This window comes from Cohnella nanjingensis (assembly GCF_014212125.1).
GTDB lineage: Bacteria > Bacillota > Bacilli > Paenibacillales > Paenibacillaceae > Cohnella > Cohnella nanjingensis.
Map to the genome: position 1 here is coordinate 526,945 of NZ_JACJVP010000001.1, position 22,958 is coordinate 549,902.

General features: G+C 59.6%; 26 protein-coding genes, 3 pseudogenes and 1 riboswitch. Of the genes and pseudogenes, 7 read left to right on the top strand and 22 right to left on the bottom strand.

Annotated elements, in window-relative coordinates; translation table 11 throughout:
• Window positions 1-381 precede the first annotated feature (381 nt).
• Window positions 382-672: pseudogene (locus H7C19_RS02415) on the bottom strand (winged helix-turn-helix transcriptional regulator); the annotation flags it as partial.
• Between the two features lie 136 nt (window positions 673-808).
• Between H7C19_RS02415 and H7C19_RS02420 the strand changes: the two are divergent.
• On the top strand, window positions 809-1,705 hold the full coding sequence (locus H7C19_RS02420; RefSeq protein ID WP_185140936.1) for an alpha/beta fold hydrolase: 897 nt from the start codon (window positions 809-811) through the stop codon (window positions 1,703-1,705).
• Complete coding sequence (locus tag H7C19_RS02425) at window positions 1,702-2,235, top strand: dihydrofolate reductase family protein (RefSeq protein WP_185140937.1); 534 nt, start codon at window positions 1,702-1,704, stop codon at window positions 2,233-2,235. Before H7C19_RS02420 ends, H7C19_RS02425 begins: the two co-directional genes overlap by 4 nt.
• A 236-nt stretch (window positions 2,236-2,471) precedes the next feature.
• On the opposite strand, the gene H7C19_RS02430 is transcribed toward H7C19_RS02425, so the two are convergent.
• Both H7C19_RS02430 and H7C19_RS02435 read right to left on the bottom strand, forming a co-directional pair.
• The gene (locus tag H7C19_RS02430) at window positions 2,472-2,993 is read right to left on the bottom strand and encodes an SRPBCC domain-containing protein (RefSeq protein ID WP_185140938.1); all 522 of its coding nucleotides are present in this window, start codon (window positions 2,991-2,993) and stop codon (window positions 2,472-2,474) included.
• Between the two features lie 106 nt (window positions 2,994-3,099).
• Window positions 3,100-3,417 carry an ArsR/SmtB family transcription factor gene (locus H7C19_RS02435; RefSeq protein WP_185140939.1) on the bottom strand — a complete coding sequence of 106 codons (318 nt, stop codon included), beginning with the start codon at window positions 3,415-3,417 and terminating at the stop codon, window positions 3,100-3,102.
• Between the two features lie 185 nt (window positions 3,418-3,602).
• On the opposite strand from H7C19_RS02435, the pseudogene H7C19_RS02440 reads away from it, so the two are divergent.
• Window positions 3,603-3,716 (top strand): annotated as a pseudogene (locus H7C19_RS02440) (LuxR C-terminal-related transcriptional regulator); the annotation flags it as partial.
• Window positions 3,717-3,719: 3 nt separating this feature from the next.
• A pseudogene (locus H7C19_RS34135) lies at window positions 3,720-3,836 on the top strand (VOC family protein); the annotation flags it as partial.
• 21 nt (window positions 3,837-3,857) lie between these two features.
• On the opposite strand, the gene H7C19_RS02445 reads toward H7C19_RS34135, so the two are convergent.
• Window positions 3,858-4,184: a YnfA family protein gene (locus tag H7C19_RS02445; protein WP_185140940.1), complete on the bottom strand. Its 327-nt coding sequence runs from the start codon at window positions 4,182-4,184 to the stop codon at window positions 3,858-3,860.
• Window positions 4,185-4,357: 173 nt separating this feature from the next.
• Complete coding sequence (locus tag H7C19_RS02450; RefSeq protein WP_185140941.1) at window positions 4,358-6,331, bottom strand: Na+/H+ antiporter; 1,974 nt, start codon at window positions 6,329-6,331, stop codon at window positions 4,358-4,360.
• Window positions 6,332-6,711: 380 nt separating this feature from the next.
• Between H7C19_RS02450 and H7C19_RS02455 the strand changes: the two genes are divergently transcribed.
• Together H7C19_RS02455 and H7C19_RS02460 are read left to right on the top strand one after the other, a co-directional pair.
• Entirely contained in the window at window positions 6,712-7,173 is a 462-nt protein-coding gene (locus H7C19_RS02455; protein ID WP_185140942.1) for a MarR family winged helix-turn-helix transcriptional regulator, read from the top strand.
• Between the two features lie 51 nt (window positions 7,174-7,224).
• A riboswitch (Fluoride riboswitch) is annotated at window positions 7,225-7,285 on the top strand.
• A 167-nt stretch (window positions 7,286-7,452) separates the two neighbouring features.
• Window positions 7,453-8,517, top strand: a complete 1,065-nt coding sequence (locus H7C19_RS02460) for a bifunctional transcriptional activator/DNA repair enzyme AdaA (protein ID WP_185140943.1) — start codon at window positions 7,453-7,455, stop codon at window positions 8,515-8,517.
• Window positions 8,518-8,757: 240 nt separating this feature from the next.
• On the opposite strand, the gene H7C19_RS02465 is transcribed toward H7C19_RS02460, so the two are convergent.
• The 15 genes from H7C19_RS02465 to H7C19_RS02535 form a co-directional block, all read right to left on the bottom strand.
• On the bottom strand, window positions 8,758-9,861 hold the full coding sequence (locus H7C19_RS02465; protein WP_185140944.1) for a Gfo/Idh/MocA family protein: 1,104 nt from the start codon (window positions 9,859-9,861) through the stop codon (window positions 8,758-8,760).
• A gap of 276 nt (window positions 9,862-10,137) precedes the next feature.
• The gene (gene sdaAA, locus H7C19_RS02470; RefSeq protein ID WP_185140945.1) at window positions 10,138-11,079 is read right to left on the bottom strand and encodes an L-serine ammonia-lyase, iron-sulfur-dependent, subunit alpha; all 942 of its coding nucleotides are present in this window, start codon (window positions 11,077-11,079) and stop codon (window positions 10,138-10,140) included.
• On the bottom strand, window positions 11,076-11,768 hold the full coding sequence (gene sdaAB / locus H7C19_RS02475; protein WP_185140946.1) for an L-serine ammonia-lyase, iron-sulfur-dependent subunit beta: 693 nt from the start codon (window positions 11,766-11,768) through the stop codon (window positions 11,076-11,078). Before sdaAB ends, sdaAA begins: the two co-directional genes overlap by 4 nt.
• A gap of 46 nt (window positions 11,769-11,814) precedes the next feature.
• Window positions 11,815-12,096, bottom strand: a complete 282-nt coding sequence (locus H7C19_RS02480) for a hypothetical protein (protein WP_185140947.1) — start codon at window positions 12,094-12,096, stop codon at window positions 11,815-11,817.
• 53 nt (window positions 12,097-12,149) lie between these two features.
• Window positions 12,150-12,632, bottom strand: a complete 483-nt coding sequence (locus H7C19_RS02485) for a GNAT family N-acetyltransferase (RefSeq protein ID WP_185140948.1) — start codon at window positions 12,630-12,632, stop codon at window positions 12,150-12,152.
• 129 nt (window positions 12,633-12,761) lie between these two features.
• Window positions 12,762-13,124 carry a DUF1801 domain-containing protein gene (locus H7C19_RS02490; protein WP_246469249.1) on the bottom strand — a complete coding sequence of 121 codons (363 nt, stop codon included), beginning with the start codon at window positions 13,122-13,124 and terminating at the stop codon, window positions 12,762-12,764.
• 321 nt (window positions 13,125-13,445) lie between these two features.
• The gene (csaA, locus tag H7C19_RS02495; RefSeq protein WP_185140950.1) at window positions 13,446-13,775 is read right to left on the bottom strand and encodes a chaperone CsaA; all 330 of its coding nucleotides are present in this window, start codon (window positions 13,773-13,775) and stop codon (window positions 13,446-13,448) included.
• Window positions 13,776-13,810: 35 nt separating this feature from the next.
• A complete protein-coding gene (locus H7C19_RS02500) occupies window positions 13,811-14,980 on the bottom strand; it encodes a purple acid phosphatase family protein (protein ID WP_185140951.1) in 1,170 nt (389 codons plus the stop codon).
• Window positions 14,981-15,082: 102 nt separating this feature from the next.
• Window positions 15,083-15,925: a hypothetical protein gene (locus H7C19_RS02505; RefSeq protein ID WP_185140952.1), complete on the bottom strand. Its 843-nt coding sequence runs from the start codon at window positions 15,923-15,925 to the stop codon at window positions 15,083-15,085.
• A gap of 189 nt (window positions 15,926-16,114) precedes the next feature.
• Window positions 16,115-16,588, bottom strand: a complete 474-nt coding sequence (locus H7C19_RS02510) for a hypothetical protein (protein ID WP_185140953.1) — start codon at window positions 16,586-16,588, stop codon at window positions 16,115-16,117.
• Window positions 16,589-16,793: 205 nt separating this feature from the next.
• Entirely contained in the window at window positions 16,794-17,405 is a 612-nt protein-coding gene (locus tag H7C19_RS02515) for a polysaccharide deacetylase family protein (protein ID WP_185141007.1), read from the bottom strand.
• A gap of 40 nt (window positions 17,406-17,445) precedes the next feature.
• Window positions 17,446-18,549: a threonine aldolase family protein gene (locus tag H7C19_RS02520; RefSeq protein ID WP_185140954.1), complete on the bottom strand. Its 1,104-nt coding sequence runs from the start codon at window positions 18,547-18,549 to the stop codon at window positions 17,446-17,448.
• 99 nt (window positions 18,550-18,648) lie between these two features.
• Complete coding sequence (locus H7C19_RS02525) at window positions 18,649-19,128, bottom strand: VOC family protein (protein ID WP_185140955.1); 480 nt, start codon at window positions 19,126-19,128, stop codon at window positions 18,649-18,651.
• An 81-nt stretch (window positions 19,129-19,209) separates the two neighbouring features.
• The gene (locus H7C19_RS02530) at window positions 19,210-19,875 is read right to left on the bottom strand and encodes a sigma-70 family RNA polymerase sigma factor (RefSeq protein WP_185140956.1); all 666 of its coding nucleotides are present in this window, start codon (window positions 19,873-19,875) and stop codon (window positions 19,210-19,212) included.
• Window positions 19,876-20,158: 283 nt separating this feature from the next.
• The gene (locus tag H7C19_RS02535) at window positions 20,159-20,764 is read right to left on the bottom strand and encodes a TetR/AcrR family transcriptional regulator (protein WP_185140957.1); all 606 of its coding nucleotides are present in this window, start codon (window positions 20,762-20,764) and stop codon (window positions 20,159-20,161) included.
• A 167-nt stretch (window positions 20,765-20,931) separates the two neighbouring features.
• Between H7C19_RS02535 and H7C19_RS02540 the strand changes: the two genes are divergently transcribed.
• The gene (locus H7C19_RS02540; RefSeq protein WP_185140958.1) at window positions 20,932-21,693 is read left to right on the top strand and encodes an SDR family oxidoreductase; all 762 of its coding nucleotides are present in this window, start codon (window positions 20,932-20,934) and stop codon (window positions 21,691-21,693) included.
• Between the two features lie 197 nt (window positions 21,694-21,890).
• Here the strand turns inward: H7C19_RS02540 and H7C19_RS02545 are convergent, their stop codons facing one another.
• Together H7C19_RS02545 and H7C19_RS02550 are read right to left on the bottom strand one after the other, a co-directional pair.
• Window positions 21,891-22,133 (bottom strand): hypothetical protein, encoded by a 243-nt coding sequence (locus tag H7C19_RS02545; protein WP_221468991.1) that lies wholly within the window; start codon window positions 22,131-22,133, stop codon window positions 21,891-21,893.
• A 52-nt stretch (window positions 22,134-22,185) separates the two neighbouring features.
• On the bottom strand, window positions 22,186-22,617 hold the full coding sequence (locus H7C19_RS02550) for a MarR family winged helix-turn-helix transcriptional regulator (protein WP_185140960.1): 432 nt from the start codon (window positions 22,615-22,617) through the stop codon (window positions 22,186-22,188).
• Window positions 22,618-22,958: the final 341 nt, after the last annotated feature.

Here is a 22,958-nt window from a genome sequence, read left to right on the forward strand (position 1 = left end):
GCCATATCGGACCCAACGGAGCTCAACGGAACATCGCCGTCAGCGTATCGACGGTCTCTTCCAGCTGGCCGACGGATTCGGTCAGTTGGCGGATTATCGTTTGCACGGTAACGGTCATTGCGCTTTCTCCTCCTTCTTGACTCTGACCAAATGTCCCTCTCGAATGTAGAGCGCCTCGTTCCGCTCCGAACGAATTCGGATCGGGTCTTCCCGATCTCCACTCGGTTCGTATCGCCCCTGAATCCATAGGTCGCCGAACTTCACGTCCATCAGGCAGCCCGATTGAATCGGCATTTCGCCCACGTAATGTCTCCAGTCGCCTCCCGCTTCCTCCGGTCCCCGGGCGATAGGCGCCTCCACGATGTCCGGCCCTGGATCTCCCCATGCCTTCATCGCCGCGAAGACCGGTTGCAGCCTCCGCCCCCGTTCGGTCAGCTCGTACTCGACATGCAAGGGCACTTCGGAATAGATTTTGCGCGTCACGATGCCTTGCTCCTCCAATAGCCGCAAGCGGTCGGTCAACGTCTTGGGGCTGATCGGATGCAGCGAACGGCGCAGCTCCCCGAAACGTTTAAGGCCATTAAACAAATCGCGAAGAATGAGCAGCGTCCACTTGCCCTCCAATAGCGCCAAGACGGGTTCGATCGCCTCCGGACATGCCGGTTGGATCATCTGAATCCCCCCCCTAGTTCATTTTTTGAAACTATTGCACTTTTTTGAAACTACTTTACAAAGTATACCGCGATTCATTACGATTGGGAAGTCAAAGTAATCAAATTTGAGTACATTAGGAAAAGAGGAGAACCGTATGAAAAGACCATTCGAAGTGGATGCCCAGGCATACCCCTTCCAAGACCGTTGGCTGCCGTATCGCGACGGACTCCTGCATTACCTCGATGAAGGCCGCGGACCGGCCGTGCTGCTCCTCCATGGGAATCCGACCTGGTCCTATCTGTACCGGGATGTCATCAAGGAGTTGCGCGGCGAATGCCGCCTGATCGTGCCCGACTATCCCGGGATGGGCATGTCCAGGGCGCCTTCAGGCTACGGCTACACCCCCCAGGAGCATTCGGAGGCGGTCGCGGCGTTGATCCGGAGCTTGGGTCTGAAGGAAATGGTGATGGTCGTCCAAGATTGGGGAGGCCCGATCGGCATGAACTATGCGGTGCGTCACCCGGCCCAAATCCGCGGTCTTGTCGTGATGAATACGTGGGCGTGGCGCGCGAAGCTTCTTCCGATGAAGCTGTTCTCGCTCGCGATGGGCGGATGGCCGATCGGCTATTGGCTGCAGACGAGGCGGAACTTCTTCGCGCGCAAGATCGTGCCGCACGGCATCCACCATCAAGAGAAGATTACGGATGCCTTGAGGCGCGCGTATACGGCTCCCTTCCCTACGCCCGCCTCGCGCAAGCCGACCTGGGTGTTCCCGAGACAGATTCGCAAGGCCGGATCGTGGCTGGCCGAGATTGAAGCCAAACTCCCCGCCCTGGCCGACGTCCCTGCGCACATTCTCTGGGGCGCCAAGGACAGCGCCGGATTCCCGGTAGCCGAGATGCAGAGATGGCAGCGATATCTCCCGCAGAACGAGACGGAGCTGCTGGAAGATGCATCGCATTACGTGCAAGAGGATCGGCCGGACCGGGTGGCGGCGGCGATCCGCGGCGTATTGAACCGAACGAAGATCACATTAGGAGGCGTCATATGAAAACCATCCTTTGGGCAACCTTGACCGCAAACGGCAACTACGCGCAATCCGGCCACGACAATCCCCCGAAGAAGGAAGCGCTCGGCGACTTCGCCGCCCATGCCAAGGCGACAGGCAACTTCATCGTCGGCCGGCGGACGTTCGAGAACATGCGGAATGCGAGCCCCGCGCCGGAGCGCGACGCTGCCGGCAGTCCGTTCGGCGATCTCGATATCGTCGTGCTGTCGAAGCGTCTGCGGGAGATGCCTGGCGTCCATGTCGCGGCTTCGCCGCGGGAAGCCTTGGACTACCTCTCGCGCAAAGGCCACGAGACCGCCCTCCTGTCGGGAGGCGCGGATCTGCACAATGCCTTCCTGGAGGAAGATCTTGTCGACGAGATCGTCTTCAACATCGCGCCGGTGCTGGAGGGCAAGGGTCTGAATCTCTTGCTGGATCCGAATATTTACAGTTACAAAGGCGTGCGATTGCTGGAAACGAAGCCGCTAGGCGGCGGCGTGGTGCAATTGCGCTATGCGGTGAGCCAAGATTAACGTCAGGCGGTCTTCGACCAACGGGCGGCACGAGCAAGCGAAGAGCAGCGCGGAGGACGATCGCGCTGCTCTTCGCTGCGTGACGATGACGCAAAGGTTCGAACGAGTCTAGGCTTCAGACTATTGCGGACGAATCTCGCCCACCTCGCTCGCCACTCCGGCAGGAGAAGGCGCACGACAAATCCTGCCGGCAGCGTGCCGGCGGGATCGTCAAGGAATTCATCTTCCGAAGGCGGTTAAAAGGCTTGGGCCAAATATTCGTCGAGTTGATCGAAAGTGCCGCCGAACCCTTCCTGCATCGAGCCTCGCATGCCGTTGAAGGTATTGCGCTCTTCGGACGTCGCGTTGATCGGTCCGCCCCGCAGGGTGAGCGTCGTCTTGCCGTCGTTCTCGTCGAACGTCCACGTATTCAGAATCTCCTGCGGCCAGTGCGGAATTTGGAAGGGATTGGGTGCCAGGTTTCCTTCTGCATCCGAGAAAAAATTCACGTAGACGACCTTCTCCGGTTGGACGATCTCGCGGTAGACGAACTTGCCCCACATCTCTCTGCCGTCGCCATGGCGCATGCTGTACAGAAACTCGCCGCCCGGACGCAGATCGAACTTCGCGACCGTGATCGCGGATCCCTTCGGTCCCCACCAATTCTTCAAGTGCTCCGGCTCCGTGAACGCTTTGAACACCAGCGCGCGCGGCGCGTCGAAGTTGCGCGTAATGACTAGTTCGTCTTGTTCTGCGTTTGCTGCGTTGTTCTCGGTCATGTTCCAGCCTCCATGATAGATGTTGAGATGTATGATTCATTGCGGCCCGTTCCCAGGGGGCAGAGCCGCACGGAGTCCATGTTGCACTCCCCGCGCCCGAAGTCCGCTACTCCGGCGTTTGCAACTCGCGAAGGTAATCGTCCAAGCGATCCAAATGATCGTCCCAGATCCGCTTGAACGATCCTACCCAGTCTTCCAGCTCTCGAAGCGGCTCCGGCCTCAGCCTGTATATCCGCCTGTTGGCCGATGGCTCCGCCTCGACGAGGCCGGCATCGCTGAGCACGCGCAGATGTTTGGAGACTTGCGGCTGATGAAGTCCGAGCCGATCGACGATCTCTCCGACGGTAAGCGGGCCGCTGAGCAGCAGCTCTACAATCTTTAGACGATTGGAATCCGCCAGCGCGCGCAAAGTCGTCGCGTTCATAATCCGATCGTAGCCAGGTTCCGCTCCATTAGCCTTTCTCCTTTCACCTCCAATATACAATATTATATATATTCTTGTAAAGGAATATTCATATCAGGACATATAATAAACAAGAAAATAGCGGCGTCGCTAAGCGGCCGAGTCGTATTGCATCCGCGCAGCTCCCGTTCTCGCCTTTCTCGCGATACATTGGCGAAAGCACCGCCAAGACGCACATCCACCGCATCCTGCAGAAGATCGGCGTCGAAGACCGGACGCAGGCGGTCGTGTTCGCGATTCGCAACCGCTTCGTGCTGTAGGGCGTGGTGCCGATCGAGGATGGCCGCGACCGCCGGACGGCCGCGAACGGCACCCTCGTCTCGGTCTACATCCGCGATCCCGACGGGAACTTAATCGAGATCTCCAACGAAGAGGCTTGAGGAGGAAGTCCTCCCTATGTATCAGCTTCTCGGTGCCCAGAGCATGATCGACACGCCGACCAAGCAGACGGCCGCGCCCAGCCAATCGTAGAAGTCGGGCGTCTTCTTGTCGACCAGCCAGCCCCACGCGACCGCCATCGCGATAAAGACGCCCCCGTATGCCGCATAGACGCGGCCGAAGCTCGGGAAGGTTTGCAGAGCGGGAATGATCCCGTACGCCGCGAGGATGATCCCACCCGCGATGCCGTAACCGACCGGCTTGGATTCTCTGAGCCACAGCCAGACGAGGTATCCCCCGCCGATCTCCGCAAGGCCTGCAACGACGAACAGCATGATGGATAGAATCATGAACGGACTCCTTTTTCACGAGATCAACTAAGCCGAGTTTAAGGAAAGATGGTCCGCGATGCAAGCCGCTGCGCGGCAATACCGGAGCATGGCCTGCATCGCATTGAAAAAAAAGCCCGCGAATCGCGGGCTTTCCATCGGCATCTCTCCCCTGCAGGAGGTCATCGCTTCATCTATTCGCTCTCCAGGATCGTTGCCTCCCGGTTGCGGATGTCCCGTCTCAGCCCGGTGGCCACTTCCCGGCTGATCTCGTTCCGGTCGTACAGCGACTGGACTTCGTCCCGCTCCGCCTGGATGGCGATCCACTGCAAGTCGCGCTTGCGATTCTCGTCCCCGCGCGCGGCCGGATACGTCGAGGAACAGTGATCCTTGATGAAGCAATAATGGTCGATGACGTCGGCCGCTTCTCTGGGGATGGACGGGGCGTACGCTTCTTCCAGCGCTTCGATGACCGCGACGCTCGTCCGAAGCTTCATCTTCTTCAGCTCGACGCGATCGGCGATCGACATTTGACGATCGTTCTTGAATAGAAGTTTTATCCCGTTAATAATCCGCTTGAAGAACAAATGACCCATATGCATCCGGTCCGATACGATCAGCTCGATCTCATCGAGGTTTTTCAGGAAGACGTCGGCGTGCCGCTGCGCGACCGCGCCGTTCCGGAGCGAATGGCGAATAACGTCGTGCTCGATCTCCAAAGCCCGGAGGCGGATGGCGACCTCCTTCTGGTTGCGCTGCCTGTCCTTGTGCAACTGAGATTGGCGGATCCACCGTTCGTATTCCGCGATGACGGCGGCCGCCTCTCCCTTGTTCTCCTCGGTCGTCGCGCGGCGTACCGCCTGTATGGCGGAACGCGTCATCGCCAGATACCCGGCATGCTCTTTCTTGGCAGTTTCCGCTTCGGCGTTCGTCCCATTGCTCTTGGCCAGCAAGGGCAAGAGGATGCTGGCGGCCAGCAGAGAGAACAGGATGACGAACGCGGAGAGGAAGATCACGAGACTGCGTTCCGGGAACGGATCGCCGTTGTCGAGCACGAGCGGGATCGTGAACGCGCCTGCCAGCGTTACCGCGCCGCGAACGCCGGAGAACGAGGTCATCATTAGCATTTTGAAGGAGAACTTCGCCTTCTTGGCGTGATTGAACCGGGAATACGCGAACACCCACAAGAAACGTAGCACGATGAGCAGTATATAGATGATGAGCGCGAATCCGATCACTTCGGCATTGTTGTACGCCGAGTCGACGAACACGGCGTGGAATACGTCCGGCAGCTGCACGCCGAGAATGACGAAGACCAGGCCGTTCAGCAAGTAGACGATGATCGTCCACGTATTGTCCGACAGCTCGTGCGAGCGCGACTTGATCTTCTGCGCGTGATCGCGTTCGATGGCGTGCACGACGCCGCCCGCGACCGCCGCCAGAATCCCGGACAATCCCAGTTCTTCGGCGATCAGGAACAGCGCGAACGGGGTCAGGATGTGGATCAGCATGTGCATCGTTTCGTTCTCCAGCCCCGCGCGGCGCAGCATCGCGCGTACGCCGGTGATGATCGCGGCCAGAACGGCCCCGACGGCCAGTCCGCCGACGAAGATGACGAGGAAGCTGCCGCTGGCCTTCGACAGCGAGAAGACGCCCGTGACCGCGGCGGCGATCGCGAACTTGAAGGCGACGAGGCCGGAAGCGTCGTTCATCAGCGCTTCGCCTTCCAGCAGATGCATCAAGCGCTTCGGCAGATGGATCCGCCCGGCTAACGCTCCGACGGCGACCGCGTCCGTCGGAGATAGGATGGCGGCGAGCCCGAAGGCGACGGGCAGCGGGATTGAAGGAATCATCCAGTGAATGATGTACCCGACGACGAGCACGGTCGCGAATACGAGGCCGACCGCCAGCAGGAAGATCGGCACGCGCAGCCGCCAGAGCTCGCTCCTGGGCGTATGCTTGCCGTCGTTATACAGGAGCGGTGCGATGAACAACACGAAGAACAGCTCCGGCTCGAGGTGTAGGTGGATGTCGGAAGCCAATAGCGGAATGGCGCTCCCGAGCGCGATCTGAATGAGCGGCACGGGAACGAAAGGAATCTTGTGATTGATGACATTCGAGACGCCGATCAGCGCCAGCAAGATCAGGACGGTGATGAACAGCTCCATGCGGTATGTACTCCTTTGAGATGAGGATGAACAAGTATGTCTATTGTTGCCCGCGCTTGGGCGATTGATAACGAGTGATGAAGACGCCTTCGTGAGGCGGGCGCCCCCGCTTGCGGTTCATGCCATCGGAATCTTCCGCCGCGATCGCCACGCAGCGCTTTCCGTAACTGTCGGTCGTCTCTTCTTTTGAAAAAACTCGTTTCGGTTTGAACCGGTCGGATCTTCCGATCTATAATTAGGTAGGTTGCCTATCTATTTAGTTTATCGCGCGGCTTCCTTCTTTTCAAGTCCCCCGTCTCCCCGATTGACTGTCCGTTCCTTGGTTATTATGATTACATCACGGCCTCGCCCGATGAGGCCGGATCGATAGAGGTGACAGAATGAAGCCGGATAACGCGGATACCGCGCATGTGTTGATGGGTCAATTCTCCCAATTGGCCAAGCTGGATTGGCACAAGTTGACGAAGTGGCAGCTCAAAGCGAGCGAAGTCCGCGTCCTGGTTGCCATCAAGGAAGACGTAGACCCTGAAGACGGCAATGGGATAACCGTCACCGCGCTCAGCAAACGGTTGAAGGTCACTTCCCCTACCGTCACCCAGATGATCAACAATCTGATCCGCCTGGGGTATGTCTCGCGCTCCGCCCACCCCTCCGACCGGAGAATCACGGAGCTCTCCTTGACGGCGAAAGGCGACGAGATCGCACGGGAGGCCAGCGAGGCGTTCACGCGCATGTTTCAAGGCTTTATCGATTTCTTGGGCAAGGAGCAAAGCGAGCAGCTCATTCGCCTGCTCGGTCAAACCTTCGTCTATTTTCAGCGGCTTAGCGAAGAAGAGCGATAGTGCGCTTTCTCGCCGCTTCATACGATACGCTTTCCGTCATTCGATCAAGTGTTTTGCAAAAGCGATGGCGTTCGCCGACAATCGCCTTCGAACTGATGACGCCTGCCCGCTTCCTTTGTGCGGGCAGGCTTTTTTCCCGCCCCAGGCGAGAACCTCCTCGTCATGATTCCGTACGCGTCCATGAGACGGCAGATGTTGAATATTCATGTCCGAATTTCGGCGGCGGCGGCGGGATGGCGGCGTTATAATAGGGCCAACCATAACCGGGAGGTACGGAACATGATCGCATCCGAACGCAAACCTGAATACTACCGGGCGCTGCTCGAGAAGAACTCGGAATATGAAGGCGTTTTTTATGTAGGCGTCAAGACGACCGGCGTATTCTGCCGTCCGACATGCCCGGCGCGCAAGCCCAAGATCGAGAATTGCGAATTCTACGAGACGGCCGAGCAAGCCCTGCTGGCTTCCTTCCGCCCTTGCCTGCGCTGCCGGCCGCTCTCGCATCCCCAACTGATGTCCGACCTCGTCCGGCAGTTGGTCGACGCCGTGGAGGCGCATCCGGAGAAACGCTGGAAGGTCCAAGACTTCCGCGCATTGTCCGTGGACGCGTCAACCGCGCGCCGTCAGTTCAAGAAACGGTTCGGCATGACCTTCGTGGCCTACGCGCGAGCCCGGCGAATGGGCATCGCCATGAAGCAGATCCGGTCGGGCAAAGTCATCGACGCCCAGCTTGCCGCGGGCTACGAGTCGGGCAGCGGCTTCCGCGACGCGTTTACGCGCATTATGGGGGCGGCGCCTACCCGGCTTGACCGGCAATCGATCCTGAAGGCCGCTTGGCTCGACACGCGCCTCGGTCCGATGATCGCCATCGCGGACGAAGAGGCGCTGCATCTGCTTGAATTCGTGGACCGCAGGGGGTTGGAGCGAGAAGTGGAGCGTCTTCGGCGGAGAACCCGTTCGGCCGTTATTCCCGGCTATACCCCGCCGATCCGCTCGATCGAGGACGAGCTGAACCGCTACTTCGAAGGACGATTGTCCGCATTCCAGACGCCCTTGTCCCTCTTGGGCTCCCCTTTCCAACAGGAAGTCTGGGACCGCTTGACCCGGATTCCTCCCGGTCAGACGACCTCTTACGCCCAACTGGCCGCATCTATCGGCAGACCCGCCGCCTATCGCGCCGTCGCGCAGGCGAATGGCGCCAACCAGCTAGCGATCGTCATTCCTTGTCACCGGGTCATCAATGCCAACGGCGAGCTTGGCGGATACGGCGGGGGCTTGTCGCGCAAGGCGTGGCTGCTTCAACACGAGCGCCGGATGATTGCAACGCCAAGGACAGACGCTTGAATCCCCGGATGCAACCACCCACCCCGTCGGGGGGCGCGTATTCCCGGGCAGAAGAGCATCGACCCCGAATTAGCGCAACGCCAAGAAGCCCGATCGCTCAGGCTTCTTGGCAATTTCCAATTGAAAGAGAATCGGATCGCAAGATCGTCGATGCCGAGCGGCGCGATCAGATCGTTCTCCCGCAGCGATCGACGGCGAGCAGCGAGGTCGGCGTCGTTTCGGACGACATCGGACGAGCCGTCATCCTTCGCTCCCCGCGCGCGGCTTCAGTGCGTCGATGATCATCTTGAAGAGCGTCAAATCTTGCTTGAAATCCGCCGCGGTCGTCTTGGGGGCGAGATCCCGGGTGATATCGTCGTAAAAGGACGTTAACTCTAAGGTATACGGGTCGGTGAAAGTCGGGCGAATCACCGATTCCTTGTAGCGCTCGCCTTCGGTTTCGTGAATAATCAGCTTCGTGGGCAGGTGACGAATGTAAGGCGTATCGTACTGTACTTTGACCGATTTGTGGGTGGCGTACACCTCGATATGCGCTTCGAACCGGCCCTGACCGTCGATGCCGGTCTCGAAGACGACCGAGAAACGGCCGTAGTCGAAAATCGCGCTGAGGAACGGATATCCGTTCGTTTCCGTATACTTGGCGCCCACGACGCCGACCGGCATCCCGATCGCTTCCCGCATCGCGGACAAGTCGTGGCTGGACAAGCCGGCTAGCAGACGGTAGAGGCCGAAGTAAGGAGAATCCGGCTCCAACCCCGTCGCTTCCCGCACCAGCTTTAAAGCCCGATGCCGGCGGTCCGCTTTGCGATCTTCCGGTATATCGTCAAAAGAGACGACGCGGCTCGTCGGTTTGATGAAGAAAGCGTTGGGCCCGATAATGTCCCGAACTCTCGCGTAATGGACGTTGCCCAGCCCCCCGATCTCGCGCACCGCTTCGACGAAGGACGCCGCGTAACGCCGCATGTAGCCGACCATGATCTTCACGCCGTGACGGGCTTGCGCTTCGAGGATGGCGTCGGCTTCCGCGAAGGTCAAGCACATCGGCTTCTCGATCAGCACATGCTTGCCTTGGTTCGCCGCCGCGATCGCGCATTCCGAGTGATATTCGTCGCTGTTCAGGACGAAGACGACATCCAGATCGGGCTGCTTCACCAGCTCGAACGCGTCCGCATACAGCCGTTCGATCCGATACTTCTCTCCCATCGCGGCCAGCAAGCCGGGAGAGACATCGCACAAGGCGGCGATGCGATATTGATCCGGCAGCGCTTCCAATACGGGCAGATGGATCACTTGCGCGACCTCTCCGAGGCCGATGATGCCGACATTCAAGATTTGACGCTCCATCTCGTTTACGCCTCCACAGCGGCAGATTCGGTCAGCTCCTTTCGCCATCGGCGTCGCGCTCCTGGGTATCTGCGTCGCGCGATCGTCTGAACGGGAAGACGGGAACGCCGCCGAAGCAGCATTCCCGTCCGCCGGATGGCCTGTGCTGTCCTACTTAGCTACTTTGACATGGATGCCGCGAATTCCTACCGAGGCTTCGAGAATAATTTCCGGCTCCTCCGATCCTTCGTTCAGGGCCGGACTGCCTCGGATCATCCGCATCGCCGGCTAGCGCCGCTAAACGTCCGCTTCCTGGGCCGCTCCTTGCCCCGCCGTCTCCGCATCGCGCGCTTCGTCCTCGTCGCCGAACAGCGCTTGCGCGATCCTCTTGCCGGTAGGCGTAGCGGCGAGCCCGCCTTTGCCCGTCTCGCGGAGCGTCTCCGGCATCGCGGCGCCGATGTCTCGCATGGCGCCGACGACCTCGTCCGCCGGGATCACGCTGCGAACGCCCGCGAGCGCGAGGTCTGCGGCGGCGAGCGCATTGACCGCGCCCATGCCGTTGCGGACGATGCAGGGAACCTCGACGAGGCCCGCGACCGGATCGCAGACCAGGCCGAGGGTATTCTTGAGCGCGAGACCGACGGCATGCGCGCACTGCATCGGCGTACCGCCGCGCAGCTCGACCAGCGCGCCCGCCGCCATGGCGATCGCCGAACCGACCTCGGCCTGGCAGCCGCCCTCGGCGCCCGAGATAAAGGCGTTGTTCGCGATGACGAAGCCGAGCGCGCCTGCGCAGAACAGCGAGTCGACCATGCGGTCGTCCGACCAGCCGAACCGTTCCTGGCCGCTGACGAGCACGCCCGGCAGGATGCCGCAGGAGCCGGCCGTCGGCGTCGCGACGATCCGCCCCATCGAGGCGTTCACCTCGGAGACGGCGAGCGCGTAAGCCATCGCCAGCGTGGCGTGGCTTCCTGCGGATGTCTCGCCGCCGGAGGCGCCTAGGTACGTCATGACGCGCCGTGCATCGCCGCCGGTCAACCCGCTGCGGGAGGTCGTGTCGGTCGTCGTCCCCCGGCGCACCGCTTCCTTCATCACTTGGTAGTAGGCGGCCATCTGCTCGCGCTCCTGTGCGGGCGAGCGGCCGGATTCCTGCGATTGTTGCGCCAGCATGTACGCGGAGATGGGCTGTCCCGCCTCCTCGCATCTAGCCGCCAATTCTGCGATCGTGGCGAAGTTCATGGCCGATCCCCCTCCGATGCGGTTGCTGTCAATTGCACGACTCGGATATCCAGCACGGCCGGCCATTGCCGGAGACGCGCCAGCACGTCGTCTCCGGCCGGCTGATCCGTCTCGAGGACGGACAGCGCTTCGCCGTTGCGGCCTTTGCGGTCCACCGTCATCGTCGCGATGTTGATGCCGCCGTGCTCGAGCGTCGAGGCGATCGCCGCGACGGTGCCAGGGCGGTCCGAATGGCGCACGATGAGCGTCGGCGATGCGCCCGAGAAGCTGACGCTGAATCCGTTCACCGCCGCGACCGCGACGTTGCCCCCGCCGATGGAGCAACCGGTCATCTCGACGGCGCCGTTCCGTCCGGTCAGCTTGATGGTCACCGTGTTGGGATGAATCGCCGCCAGGCTGCCTTTGCCGATCGCGACTTCGAGGCCTTGCGCCTTCGCTTCGGCGAGCGAGTCCGGAATCCGGGCGTCGTCCGTATCGTAGTCGAGCAGGCCGCCGACGACTGCCAGATCCGTTCCATGACCGCGATAGGTATCGGCGAACGAGCCGTAGAAGGTGATGTCCGCGCGCAGCGGCGGCTCGGCGAGCAATTGACGGGCGATGCGCCCGAGACGGGCAGCGCCCGCCGTATGCGAACTGGACGGACCGACCATCGCCGGTCCGATGATAGAGAATACATCCTTGAACCTCATCCTGCTCCCCCCTGTGACCTTTCGGTCAGCATGCTTCCCCTCTAGTCTACCGCTCGAAGCGCATTCCGTAAATCCGTTGCAGCCGTCTTTCGCTCATTTTATGAAGATTTCGGTCATTTTTTCGATCATCTCGATCATTATTAAGTTCATGTATGCGAACATCTACCGCAATCGGTCCTTTCTTTATCGTAACCCTGCCGGCTATTGTCAATTCTTGGCTGAGCTCGCTGGAATGCGTCGTCTTGATCGTCTTGTCTGTTATGCCGGCTGCCCTGCGGATTCGCAAAACCAAAGCGGCGCAGATCGCATCATTGGGCGTATAGACCAACAGACCGCTCTCCGTCTCGGGAAAGCGGTCTGTTGGCGCAGCGGTCGCAAGGTTCAGCTCGAAAATGATTGGATCGGGCCGTCCCAGCCGCTTTCTCGTATTTCCTCGTAGTTCTCGTTCGTATACTTTCCGATCGTGCGTCTCCAAAAAAGTTGCGCGGGTACATTGGCCTCGATTTGTCCTACTTTCCATGCCCCGCGGAATCTTTCGAACAAGGCGACGGCGGCATGCTGTCCTACGCCTCTTTGTCTGTATAAGCGCATGACAAAAAATTCCGCCATGCTATAAATCGTTTGGCCGCGCGCGTTCGCGCCCAACTCTCTCACCAGTGCAAACCCGGCCAATCGGCCTTCTACGCGTATAAAAAAGGGATGCCTGCCCGCTTCCGTCCAGTAAAGATCCAAATAAGGATAGCCGTAGCAGCCGTTCTCGTCCACGTCTTCAGGATCGTACGCGCTAAAATCATACTTATAGAGCTCCAGGAGCTGTCTTAAAGCCGCCTTCCGGCCATATTCGGCTTCTTGGATCGTGATCATGGGTGCCCTCCTTCCGCGCTTCTGTATGGGATGAACCGCCCAATGCGCGGGTCGCGCGAACGACTACGGCAACCGGGTGCGTCCGTCGCGCGACGATCCTTCCTGGAGCGGCAAATTCATCGTGCCGGCTCAGTCTCTCGTCAATTCTACCCATTTCGCCACGGCTTCGGCAAGCTTCTCTCTCTTATCCGCCACGTCATTCCGATCCGATAGTTTAACCGTTGCTCGGTCTGGGGCAAGCCATTCCAGCAAACCGTTGTCATCCTCCCATAGATGACCGCTCGGCGTCTGATCCTTCACCTTCGCTCCGCGATGGAAGATAAGTCTGAAGAAGCCTTTGCCCTGCAATTGAAAGGTGATCCGGTCTTCGCCATGGATGCAGAAGCTGGGCGCGTTCCATTTGATATGCTCCGTAAGCTGATCGTTGGCGCTCAAGATGATCCTTCTGACTTCTTCGATCTCCGCCTTGAAGGGATGCTCCAATCGTTCCATAAATACCGCTACCTGCTGCGGCCCAGTCTGCTTCGACGGTTTCGGAGATGGAGATGGCATTCGACTTCTACGCCCCTTTAAAGATCCCATTATTTGTTAACCCTAACCTACCATATCCCCTCCCCCTAGCAAAGGCTTGCGCAGCATGATAGGAGCGTGGGACTCGCGATCGAACAACGAAAAGCCCGCGAAAAACGAGGGCTTCATTCCTATCCGTTCCCAATCTCGACGACGGCATTGCCGCCCTACCCACGGCCGCCAGCATGGTTAGGTCCAAACGAATCGATCACGCTCTGCCTAAGCGGATGCGTCATCGCCAATTTATGCGATGGGCGTGCCGTTCGGCAGCGGCATATCCGGCCGCAGCAGCACGACATCCCCCTTCTCCGGCACCCCTCCGAGGACCAGAACTTCCGATTCGAAGCCCGCGATACGTCTCGGCGGGAAGTTCACGACGGCCACCACTTGGCTGCCGATCAGCACCTCCGGCGTATAACGGTGCGTAATCTGCGCGCTCGTCCGCTTGATGCCGAGCGGGCCGAAGTCGATCTTCATCTTGATCGCCGGGATGCAGGCTTCCGGGAACGTCTCCGCCTCCAAGACCGTTCCTACCCGTAGATCCAGCTTCATCAAATCATCTATCGTTGCCATTGCAATCCCTCTTTTCTTCGCTTGCAGGCTGTCTGCTAATCGTATGTTTTTTTGCCGTCGTTCCCTTTGCGGATTCGAAATGAATCGAAAAGGCGTCCCTCTTCGTCGATGGCGCGGATCTCCAATCGGCTGGACGTTGCCGTCACTTGTAAGAAGTGCGGGACCGCCAAGGATTGCGACGTGTGCCACTCCCGTTTGGGCAGCAGCCACTCGGGCATCGCGCCCGCTCCGCCGGCGACGAGATAGACGATGCCGCCTTCTTCATCGACCTGTCCGGACCGGAGCGGATGGCTGCGCTCGTAGACGATCGTATGGGAATTGATCACGAGATCGACGCCGTATCGCTCCAGTAGGGGACAAATCTGGCGAAGATCCTCTACCTGATAGCCGCCGGATACATAGGGAGGGTAGTGAAAGAAGACCACCTTCCAACGGGCGTCGTATGCTTCTAGATCGCGGACCAGAAAGTCGAACTGCGCGTTGCCGGGACGGATCTCTCCCGCGCTATGCGGGTAGGAGGCCGACGGGATCCATTCTGTGCTATCCAAACAAGTGAAATGCACGTCTCCATAATCAAAGGAATAATAGGAACGCGGCGAAGGGAAGTCCATAAACGCGTCATACCACTCGGCATGATCCTCATGATTGCCCAAGCAGCTGTAGAAAGGCGTACTCCGCAGAAATTCCTTGCCAGGACCGAAGAAGTATGTCTCCCAGTCCTCGTAACGATGTCCGTCGTTCACCAAATCTCCGACAAAAAGCGCGATGTCGGGACGATATTGTCCCATCCGTCGGAAGATGTTCCGATTGATGCGGCCGTCCGTGACGTCGAAGCCGCTATAGCCGCCAGTCTCGCTGGTTACCGTGAAGGAAAACGGCACGCCCCGCGGTACGGCGGTCTTGAGCGGATGCGGCCCGGACTGGACTCGTTCCCCCGCCGCGTTCTCGGCATAGATCTGATAGAAATACAGCGTGCCCGGTTCCAGTCCGCGAAGCGCAAGCCGATGGATCGTCGCCGGCTCCGCATGACGGACGCTGGATACCAGCCGCTCCGGCGGCTTGTAATTGCCACGGTGCCCGCTGTGAATCCGCTCCGAAGCCCATAGATCGACTTGACCGGCCGCCGGCTCCGACGTCTCCCACATGATCGTCATGGTTTCGGTCGTCGGCCGTTGCAAGTAAGGTCCCTTTACGATCGTCAGCATGCACGGCTCCTCCTCTCAACCGAATCGCAACCTTCCCTCGTCCACTGCATAACGCCAGGAGGCGCTATCAAAGAAAACAGGCGAATCGCAAACTCGGCCGGTTTACGCGTCCACCTTCTGAATCCTGGCCGGATTGTTGATCTTGTAGGGCACCGGATGCCTGGTGAGTTTCTTGGCGACCACCTTGGCTTCGAAGGTGATGTGATCCCCTACAGCCAAATCCAGCTTCTTGATCGTCGCGCTATGACTGGACCAGGCTTCACCCAGCTCCAGCCCGGAATCGACGATGGACACCGCTTCGTAGATGACGACTTCGTCGTCGTTGTCGGCGAAGTGGTTCGGCACCGTCGCGAACGCTTGGACGGTAGCGACCATCTTGACCTTCTCCTCCGGGAGCTCGATCTTCCTCGACCTGGCCTTGGCCGCTTTGGCCTTCGGCGGCTCCGCGCCATTGTCCGCGGGAGCGGACGGCTCGTCCCGCGAGGCTGGAGCGGCGGTCTCGCGCGCCTCCCGTGCTTCCGCGGATTGCTCTTGCGTATCCCGTGCAGGCAGCGCAGACTCCCCGTTCGCCGCTTCGGCCCGCTCCGCGGCCGATTCTTCGATCGGCGTCAGCGCAAGATCGGGATCCGCCCCCTGCTCCGCCGCATCATCCGCGTCCGACTTGGCGGCGTACCGCTGACCGAAGTTCCCGGCCTGCATTTCCTTCAAGTAGGCAGGGTGAATGCAATGCTTCTGCGTATTGCCGAATGCGATGACCGCCGTCATCTTGTCGACGTAGCCGACGATGCTGCAGACTTCGTTCATGCCGTTCCCCTTGTAGTAGAACGTCTTGCCCTTGGTCGCTTTCTCCGACAGCAGCCCCCATTCCTTGCATTGCTCCAACTGCTCCTCCTCGTCCTCAAAAGCGATATACAGCTGCGGTTCGATCGCGAACCCGTATGCCATCTCCGTTTCCGCCTTTCTGTCCCGTTATAGATCCAGTTTATCATTTTTCGACGGGACGCGAGCAAGCGGTTTTTGCATGTTGTCCCGGCAATCGGGATTTTGTCCCTAACGATCGAACAAGCGGCCAAGAAAAAAAGGCTGAAACGAGCTGCGTTTAACCGCAATCCGCTTCAGCCTGTGAGGCTGCTTCTATCGGCCGACGAAAGCGGCGGAACCGTTATCGCCGCTGTAGGGGGGCGCCCCGGGTTTGGTGACGTAGCAGATAATCATTTTGAACGGCATTCCGCTGGCGATCTTCTTTTTGAAGGTCAATACGAAAGTTTGTCCGCCGCTGCCTTCCGCCTGAATCGTCACGTCGGCGGCCGTCAGCGAATTGTTTTTGCTCACGGTATCGTTCATGCCCAACGTCGCGATATTGGTCGGCGTGCGCTCGGATGTGCTCTGAATCCAGTAATTGGTCGGATTCATTCCTTTGGCCTGATCTACGGGCTGGTCGTAGCTGACCCGGAGCTGGTTCGGAGAGATCTGGTTCAGGCTGGCGAGCATCGGCACGGATGCGTCCGGTTCAGGCGTTGCGCTCGGCGCCGCATCCGCGCGGTGCGCCGAAGCGAATCCGGCGACCAGCAAGACGGCGAAGACGAGCTTAATCCAGGCATTCTTCATGATGGTCCTCCTAAGGTTAATGGGCAATCTGCGAATAATTTGTCCCTAAGTTGCAAGACTCATACACGTTAGGCGCGCGCGACATGGATGCTTATCTCATGGCGCATCGCCTCAGCGCGACGTCCGACAACAAAAAAACGCGAAGTCTCAGAGCTTACCGGAGACTTCGCGACAGGCCTAACACCTTCTATTGGGCAAATTCAAGCTAACCGGCGCTCTGAAGCGCCAACAGCTCGCTCACGGTCACGAGCGCATAGCCTTGCGCATCCAGCTCCGCCACCAGCGTCCGCACGGCGTCGATCGTCTGGGCGCGGTCTCCGAATCCGTCGTGGAACAGGAGAATCGCGCCCGCTCGGACGTGGGGACGGGTATGGTCCAGAATATGGGCTACGCCCGGCTGCTCCCAATCCCGCGTCTTCGTATTGACCGCGCCGATCATCGGCATCTTCAGCTGCGAAGCGAGTGCTGCGGTCGCTTCATTCGCCGCTAGGAAAGGCGGCCGGAAAACGGACGGCCGCCGCCCGGTCAACCGCTCGACCAACGCGCTGGCTCTCTCGAGCTCCCGCCTGCCTTCCTCCGCGTCGATCTCCGTCAGATTCGGATGCGCGTACGAATGATTGCCGATCTCGTGCCCTTCTTGCAGTACGGACCGTACCGTCTCCGGATGGGCCTCCATGGGATCGCCCAGCATGAAGAAGGTCGCCCGCCCGCCTACGGACCTGAAGATCTCGAGCACTTGCGGCGTATACAGCGGATTCGGTCCGTCGTCAAACGTAATGGCAATGGCCTTGCTCGCCGTCTCTACGGCATGGATCATCCCGGGCATATCCGCTTGCCCCTCTCTCGACCGTATGGGTTTACGCTCTAGCCGCCAGGCTCTGGATCTGAACGGCAAGCGACCGGAATGCTTGGCGGAGCGCATCCTTGGGCACGCCCGCGTAACGGTCGCCGATACTGACTTCGAAACAGCTCGCATCTTCGCCCGCGGCGGCGACGTAGGAAGACATGCCGATCCCCGTATTCTCGCAGATCGACAATAGGATCGACTCCAACTGCTCTTTCGGCAGCCGGACATGAACGTGGAACATATTGGATACCGGCACGGAAGGCTTGGTCGCGACGCCGCTGCACGCGTTGTACAACGCCGCCAGCTCCTTCGCTTCCTCGTAGTACTGCGCCATCTTGTGCGCGGTGCGGCTATAGTAGTAATCCGCGCTGAGAATATACGGATACAGGCTGATCAGGTCCCCGCCATGGCGCCGCTTCCACACCTTCGACCGCGCCGCGAACGCTTCGTCTCCCGCGAGGATCGCCCCGGCGATGCCGCCGACGCCTTTGTAGAAGGACATGTACACGCTGTCGAACAAATCGCACACTTCGGCCGCGGTCTTCCCGTAATAAGGCAGAATCTCCAGCAACCGCGCGCCGTCGAGATGAAGCTTGATCCCCTTCTCGCGGCAATACGCGGAGATCGCAACCAGCTCGTCGTAGTCCGGCAGCTGGCCGCCGATCTCGCGCTGCGGCAATTCCAGCAGCAGGCAAGCCACTTCTTCCGGCATCTGCTCCACGTCGGCCAACCCGATCGTACGCTCGCGATCCGCCAGCAGCACGGGCGCGATCCCGTGCAATTCCTTCAATCCGTCTTCCTCATGAAGCTCCAGATGGCAGAGCGGATGATAGGCGACGCGGCGCATGCCACGCTCGTCGCACCAGATGCGCAAGGCGATCTGCTGCGCCATCGTGCCGCTGGGGAAAAAAACGGCCGCCGGCTTGCCGAGCAACTCCGCCATGCGGGCTTCGAAGTCCTCGATGACCTTCCCGGAACCGTACATATCGCTATCCAGGTCTCCGTCTACGCCCGCCAGCGCGTCCTTCAGCACTTGCACGTTTCGCTTGCCGTGGCCGACGAGCGGATAAGCGGAGCGGCTATAGGCTTGTTTAAGCGGATGGTTCTCTTTCATTGGCTTGCGCCCCTTTCCGTTACGATCCTCGAATCCGACGATCCAGCTCCATTATAAGCCGATCGGGCAGCCTCCGGACAGATCAAGATCGGATTCCGTTCAGCGCGCCGCCGACGCCGGGAATAGATAGGCGCGAACCTGTTCCGCTTCCTCCGGCGTCCGATGCGCGCGGACGACCTCGTTCACGTCGAATTGGTTCCCGTCCGGATCGCAGAACACGAAGTTGATGCCGCAACTGCCGCGATCCGCCAGATGCTCGACGCGTACGCCTTGCGTGAGGAGACGGTCGTACAGGACCTCGATGCGCCGGACCTCGAAGGTCAGCCTGAACATCTCGTTCCCCGCCTTGTCGGGGAACTGGTTGTCGATCGGTCCCCGGGTCTCGACCAGGTGCAGCCATTGCCCTTCGGACAGACGCAGGATCGCCTGGGCTTCGGCAGGATTGTAGGGCACGGCAAACGTCAATCCGAAGTGCCGCTCCCACCACGCCGCGGACTGCAGCGGATTGCGGACCGGTACATAGACCGAACAAACCGCCCTCAATGCGTTTTCTTCCGGCTTGCCTGTTTCCTTCGACATTTCGATCATCCCTTTCGTTTGATGGGTCCAGCCCTGCTAAGGAACGAAAATGCGGCGCCAATCCAAACATAAGTCCAAACTCTAACGGGAGACGACGCGAAACCGATTTCCGTCGGGGTCCCGAAACACAAACTGCAGGCTTCCGCCCGTCTCGCGCAACAGCGCGAGCTGTGCGCCGGCGCGGCTGAGACCGAGGTAGGCGCGGTGGATGGCTTCGGGGTCCCGCCTGCGAAACGCATCGACCAGCGCATCGAAGTGTACGGGCCCCTCCGGCTCCCGATGCCGCGCTCGCGCGATTTCCGGCTCCCGCGCATATGCCCGCAAGCGTTGGCGGGCACGCCCCAATGCGACCTGAACGGCCGCTTCCTGCATGCGCACGTAAGCCGCGGTCTCCTTGGCCGTGAAGTCGAACACGTCCATCAGCAACAGAATGACGGCCTTCTTTGGAGGCAGCCGCTCCGCGAGCTGCTCCAGCAGCTCCCGGCTTGACAGCTGCGGGTCGGTCTCCCCGAACTCAGCGGCGCCTTCCAGCGGCGTCACGATCAGCCGCTGCCGGCGTTGGATATCGATCCAGGCATTCTTCGCGACGCGATACAGAAAAGCGCGGGACAGCGGTCGATCCGGCCGGCGGCGGATGGCCTCCAGCACCTTGATCGCGGCGCTCTGCGCGAGGTCCTCCGCATCCCAGCGGTTGCCGGTGATCCGGAGGCAATAAGGATGCAAACGGGTTATCCAGTCCATTCCCATCCATTCGTTACCGTCACAAGGAATTCCTTTTTTTGCCGCTTGAATCTTCCCTCTTGTAGCACGGCAAAAAGGCTGCAGATCCTTCGACAGCCTCGCCCTTCCTTCGTTTGCAAGATCATCGATTGGCCGGATGACGAACCCGCGCACGGATTTTCGCCTAGCCGGGATGCCGGCCGGTGTCCGGAACGATGGCGCCGAAGGCGCTTATTCCGGATCCATGCGATATTCCCGTTGGGGCTGCGCCGTTCTCTTCTTGATCTCGTCGTAGACGAGCAACTTCCTTCTAACGGGGTTTTAGTTTGAACACCCCGGACGAAGCCAGCGTAATCTTCAGCATCTGCTGCGCAATCTCTTCTTCGGATTGTCGCAGCCCCTCCTGCAGCCAGTACTTGTACACCCCGATCGCGCCGCCGATAATCCAATCGACGAACAGATCGAGCGATACGTCCGGGCTCACCTCGCCCATGGAACGCATCGATTCGTGCAGGGACAGGCTCATCTGGTCGTGCAGCCGGTTCGAGAAATCGGGGACGCCGTTCGTTAGCAGCATGATTCGGTAGAAGTCCGCATGCTTCTTAATATGGCCGACCGACAGACGGATGGTTCCTAGATAATTCGTCGGCGGCCACTGCGCGAGCGAACTTCTCGGCATCCCTTCGATAATATCTCCGTATTCCGTCAAGACCTCGTCGATCAGCTCCGAGAGCAGTTCTTCCTTCGAGACGTAATGGTCGTAGAAGGTGACTCGATTCACCCGCGCCCGTTCCGCGATCTCTTTGATGCGAATGCCGCTGAACGGCTTCTCTTCCAGGAGCGCGAGCAGCGCTTTCTTCAGCAGCCCGCGCGTGCGCGTCACCCGCGCGTCCGGATACTGTTGAACTTTGGGCATTCGGTCTCCTCCTTTGCCGCGATGGTTTGCATATCCGGCGAAATTATTGGAAAGGCTACATTTTCGGAGAAAATGTCAAATGCACGTTATGTAGTCTTGCTACAATTATAAACGACGCGATGTCGTCAAACCAAGCAGTCAACCTATCGAGCGGAGGATGATTGGAAATGAAATTACAAGACAAATCGGCTGTCATCACGGGCGCGGCTTCGGGCATGGGCAAAGCGATGGCCCTGCTCTTCGCCAAGGAAGGCGCGAGCGTCGTCGTCGCCGACCTCAATGAAGCGGCCGTGAATGCGGTCGTCCAAGAAATCGCGGCGGCCGGCGGACAAGCCCGGGGCGTCGTCGCCAACGTAACGAAGGAAGAAGATGTCACCCGCATGATCGATACGGCCGTGCAAGGCTTCGGCAAGCTCGATATTCTCGTCAACAACGCAGGCGTCATGGACGCGATGATGAGCGCGGAATCCGTCACCGACGAGATGTGGAACCGCGTCATCGACATCAACGTGACCGGACCGATGAGAGCGATCCGCAAGGCGCTCCCGATCATGACCAAGCAAGGACACGGCGTCATCGTCAATACGGCTTCGGTCGGCGGATTGTACGGCTCCCGCGCCGGTCTCGCCTACACGGCATCCAAGCACGCCGTCGTCGGCATGACCAAGAACGTCGGCTTCCAATACGGCAAGCTCGGCATCCGCTGCAACGCGATCGCGCCGGGCGCCGTCGCCACCAATATCGGCCTTGGAGGCGCGGAACCGGATCCGTTCGGCCTCGAGCAAGCGATGGCCGGCATGGCTTTGCAGCGCTCCGAGGCCGGCGATCCGAGCTACATCGCGAGCGTCGCGCTCTTCCTCGCTTCCGATGACGCCAAGTTCGTCAACGGTACCGTCGTGACCGCCGATGGCGGTTGGACGGCCTACTAATTCGGCGGATCCGTATCCGCTCGGCCGCTATCGCCGGCCGAACGACGCAAGAGAACCGACGGAATAAGCGCATAGACGCAAAGGGCTGTCCCCAAAACCATGAAAATGGCTGAGGGATAGCCCTTGTTTTTTGCCTATAAAATCGATCCAGGGGTCGGCGCGAAGACAACGACTACGGGTGTGGCCATTTTAACCTATCAACCCTCAGAATGAGTCGTCTCGCTTAGCTGTCGCAATCGCTCCGTTAAATCCGCTTCCAGATGCAGAACGGCCTTTCCCCGATACTTCCGTTCGATCAATCCATTGGCGATCGGCGCGATGTCCTTCCATGACGCCTCTACTTCGATAGGAGGATCGAGTTTGCCGCCTGCGACGAGTCGAGCGAGCTGCCGCAGATCGTCCGATCCCGAATACAGCTCGATCTCCTTCAGCAAGAACATGCCGTACAAGGTCATCTTGCCACGCCCCGTTTCTCTTGGCGGGCGGAGAAGGTCATTCGTCGCGACCGGTTTCCCGCAAGGCGTTGGCGGACATCCGCGCGATGCTGCGGATGAGGCCTTCGGCTTCATCGTCAGAGAGGCCTTCCGCGAGCGTCCGGTTCCAATTCGCCAGCTTGGTCTTGATGAAGCCGCGCATCTCCAAGCCCTTCGCCGTCAGCGTTACCAGATAGGCCCTGCTGTCGTAAGGGTCTCTCGCTCTTTGGACGTAACCTAACGTTTCCAGCCGGCCGATCGCGCGCGCTGTAGCGGCTTTGTTGACATACAGATTGGCGGACAGCTGCTCCTGCGACACGCCGTCCTTCTCGTACAAGTTGATGAGAAAGATATACTCGGAGGAGTTGATGTCGTAATCCTTCAGCTCTCGATTCAAATAGATTTGGAATTGACGATGCAGGACCGAGATCCACTTGGCGATGCTTTCCATGACCGTCCCTCTTTCTCGTATCGTTCACTAGTCCAATATAAATCAAACTTTACCTTTCAACAGTTGATTGGTCAACATAACTGCGAGACGACATTGGCGTCGCGGACCCGTTGGCGCAGATCGCCGGCATTCGGCTCGCCCCTAACATACGCCGCGGCTTGCGGACTCACGAATCGTATGCCGGCCGTCATCTGCGAGACGTTTACCGCACAGACAACCCTTTTTCGAAGAGCCACTCGTGATTCTTCACCTGCTCCCCGCCTGTCGCGGGCGTATCGTCGACGATGTCGTCCGGAAACGCCGGAAACGCAAAAAATCACGCATGACCTTACCAGGTCACA